The organism is Kitasatospora sp. NPDC056076 (assembly GCF_042266305.1).
Taxonomy (GTDB): domain Bacteria; phylum Actinomycetota; class Actinomycetes; order Streptomycetales; family Streptomycetaceae; genus Kitasatospora.
Window position 1 is genome coordinate 1,082 of record NZ_JBHJWG010000111.1, and the last position, 3,151, is coordinate 4,232.

A 3,151-nucleotide genomic window follows, 5' to 3' on the forward strand; every position below is an offset into this window, starting at 1 on the left:
ACCGGGCCCCCCGCTCCCCCCCCCCGGGCCACCCGGCGGGCCCCCACCCCCCGGCCGCCGGGGGGGGGGGCCCCCCGGGGGCCGCTCGGGGTTTTAAAAAACCGGCCCTGGCCGGGCCCCGACTAGGGTGGCGGACATGCCGCTCGTCGACGTGACCCACGCGCCCACCGTGCCCGAGTCCACCCTGCGCGAGCTGGGCTCGGTGCTGCCGCACCTGGTGTCCCTGGCCGTGGAGTGCCCCGAGGAGCCGTACGACGGGGACCTGCGACCCGGCGACGTCGAACTGCGCTTCCGGCCGCTGGGCCCGCTGGACCGCAGCGGCCTGGCGGTGGTGGTCGAGGTCAAGTCGAAGTGGTTCGCCAGCCGCGCGGCCGACCGCCAGGAACGCGTGGACACCCTCCACGCGAACATCCGCGCCGCGACCGGGCTCACCGACTTCGGCGTCTACCTCTCACTGCCCGTCGCCGCCTGGTCCCAAGGAGACTGACACCCCGCCCGGGACCCCAGCCCCCTGCTCCAACTGCTGCGACCATGGGCCACATGCTGTCGCTGACGATGAACGACGCCGCCGCCCTGGCACTCGGAGTGCACGACCACCCCGCCGCCCTGACGCCGCCCGGCGGCCTCGCCCCCGGCCTGCGCGGCCGCCTCGCCGACGGGATCACCCGCCGCGGAGCCGTCCTCACCTGGGCCGACTCGACGGCCGACGCCGGCGCCGCGCCCGCCGCCTTCACCGACCTCACCGCCTGGGAGTGCGCCGACAGCTCCTTCCACCTGGAGGACCACGTCCCCGTCGAGGTCCGGACCGTCGACGACGCCCCGCAGATCTCCGAGGACGGCCAACGGCTCCTCCTGCTGCACGGGATCGCCCTCGCCCTGGAGTTCCGCCGCCTCCTCACCGGAGCGGACCACCCGGGCCCGGTGCGCTGCATCGTCGCGGCCAACGGGACGAACGCCACGTTCAGGTTCCACCGGATCCGCGCGGGCCAGTCCTGGCACAACCCCGACCTCGACGGCTACCGGACGGACAAGCTGGTCGTCCTCGACCTCGCCCCGGCCGCCCGCTGACCCCCGCCCCCGAGCCCCGCCCCTGGTCCCCGCCCCGGTCCACCCGACGGCCGGGGTGCTAGAAATCCCCCGTGGACGAACACCCCGAACCCTCGACCCGGCGCGTCTTCGTGGCCCTGGCCCCACCCGACGACGCCAAGGACGAGCTGGCCCACGCCCTCCGCCCCGCCTACGCCGCCTACCCGCGGCTGCGGTGGAACCGGATCGAGGACTGGCACATCACCCTCGCCTTCCTCGGCGAACTGCCCACCACCGCCGTACCGCCGCTGCGCACCGCCCTGGCCGCCCTGGCCCCCGCGCACCCCGCCCCGCGCCTGGGCCTGCACGGCGGCGGCCACTTCGACGACCGCCTCCTGTGGGCCGACATCGACGGCGACCTCGAAGCGCTGCACCGACTCGCCACCGACGTCCGCACCCTGGCCAGGACCTGCGGCATCGACTTCCACGACCGCCCGCTGCGCCCCCACCTGACCCTGGCCCGGGCCCGCCGCGACGACCCCACCAGCGTCCCGCTGGCCGCGGCCGGCCTCACCGGCTTCCACGGCCGCCCCTGGCGGGCCGAACGCCTCCACCTGGTCGGCAGCAACACCGGCCGCGGCCCCGGCCCGATCCACTACCGCGACATCGAGGCCTGGCACCTGGGCACCGCCACCGGCAGCGCCCCTGACGAGCCGTAGCCGACGAGCCGTAGCCGACGAGCCGTGGCCGCCGAGCTGCGGCCGACGAGTGGTCACCGTGCGCTCGCCCGTACGTCGATCGGATCTTCATCCGCATCGGCTAGCCTGCCCCCCGGCACCGCGGGTCCGCAGGTCATCCAGCGCTGACGGCCCGCCACCACACCGCACGGCACCGCACGTTCCACGAGGGGGAAACCGATGTCCCGCACGACCCACCGCCGTACCGCCGCCACGCTCACCGCGGCCGCCACCACGGCCCTGCTCGCCCTCACCGGCACCGCCGCCACCGCGGCCACCGCCGCCGCACCGCTGTCCGGCACCGAGGCGACCATCGCCGTCGGCGCCCGGGGCGTCGTGCCGGTGGTCAGCCCCGACGGTGCCAAGGCCTACGTCGTGGTGACCGAGGCCGACAACACCTCCGCCGTGAAGACGGTGGACACCCAGACCGGCGCCGTCACCGCCCGCCTGGCCCTGGGCACCCTCCAGTGGAGCGCCCACCCGGCCCTCAGCGCGGACGGCTCGCGCCTGTACGTCCTCGACGGCCAGCGCCTCAGCGTGGTGGACACCGCCACCCTGACCCTGCTCGCCACCCTCGCCCTGCCCGACCAGCCGCGCCCCGCCGGCTGGACCGCGGGCTCCACCTCCGGACTGGCCCTCAGCCCGGACGGTGCCACCCTGTACGTCTCCCAGAACGGCGCGACCGCCTACCGGCAGAACGGCCAGAGCCGGATCCTGGCCTTCGCCACCGCGCAGCGGGCCTTCACCGCGTCCGTCCAGGTCCAGGCCCCCTACGTCGGCGCCCCCGCGGCCCGCCCGGGCACCGGCGACGTGTACGTCGGCACCAGCCAGGGCGTGGTCCACGTGGCCGCGGCCGCCACCGCGCCGACCGTGGCCGGCACCGTCCAGGGCACCGCCACGAACCTGGACTACAACCTGGCGTTCACCCCCGACGGCAAGCGCCTGTTCGGCCTCGCCGAACTCGGCAGCGGCGCCAGCACCGTCATCGACCCGGCCACCGACACCGTCACCACCACCTTCCACCCCGCCACCGGCAGCGACGCCCTGGAGAACCCGCAGGTCAGCGCCGACGGCACCCGGCTCTACCTCGCCGACAGCAACTACGGTACGAGCAGCACCTCCGTCCTCGCCCTCGACACCGCCACCGGCGCCCCCGTCCCCGCCGACAGCGCCGGCGACCTCGACGAGGACGGCCTCACCGGCCTGGCGCTGGGCCCCGACGGCCACACCTTCTACGTGGGCGGCACCGCCGGCCAGAGCGCCAACCTCCAGATCGTCGCCCACTGACGGAGCGTCGGACCGCCCAGGTCTGACGGCCCCCGCCCGCCGGGCGGGGGCCCGGTCCCGTCCCCGTGCCGACCGCACCGACCGCACCGACCGTGCCGACC

4 protein-coding genes are annotated in these 3,151 nt (G+C 76.0%); all 4 read left to right on the plus strand.

Going from position 1 to position 3,151, the window contains the following annotated elements; translation table 11 throughout:
* Positions 1–136: 136 nt before the first annotated feature.
* The 4 genes from ACFC1T_RS38185 (at position 137) to ACFC1T_RS38200 (ending at position 3,050) form a co-directional block, all read left to right on the plus strand.
* Positions 137–487 (plus strand): hypothetical protein, encoded by a 351-nt coding sequence (locus ACFC1T_RS38185; protein WP_375897364.1) that lies wholly within the window; start codon positions 137–139, stop codon positions 485–487.
* Between the two features lie 53 nt (positions 488–540).
* On the plus strand, positions 541–1,068 hold the full coding sequence (locus ACFC1T_RS38190) for a hypothetical protein (protein WP_375897367.1): 528 nt from the start codon (positions 541–543) through the stop codon (positions 1,066–1,068).
* 71 nt (positions 1,069–1,139) lie between these two features.
* The gene (gene thpR, locus ACFC1T_RS38195; protein ID WP_375897370.1) at positions 1,140–1,745 is read left to right on the plus strand and encodes an RNA 2',3'-cyclic phosphodiesterase; all 606 of its coding nucleotides are present in this window, start codon (positions 1,140–1,142) and stop codon (positions 1,743–1,745) included.
* Positions 1,746–1,943: 198 nt separating this feature from the next.
* Entirely contained in the window at positions 1,944–3,050 is a 1,107-nt protein-coding gene (locus ACFC1T_RS38200) for a hypothetical protein (protein WP_375897371.1), read from the plus strand.
* Positions 3,051–3,151 lie beyond the last annotated feature (101 nt).

What these genes read in the sequence shown, in the direction of transcription:
- ACFC1T_RS38185 (WP_375897364.1), top strand. Translation starts at nt 137, where the DNA reads ATGCCGCTCGTCGACGTGACCCACGCGCCCACCGTGCCCGAGTCCACC.
- ACFC1T_RS38190 (WP_375897367.1), top strand. Translation starts at nt 541, where the DNA reads ATGCTGTCGCTGACGATGAACGACGCCGCCGCCCTGGCACTCGGAGTG.
- ACFC1T_RS38200 (WP_375897371.1), top strand. Translation starts at nt 1,944, where the DNA reads ATGTCCCGCACGACCCACCGCCGTACCGCCGCCACGCTCACCGCGGCC.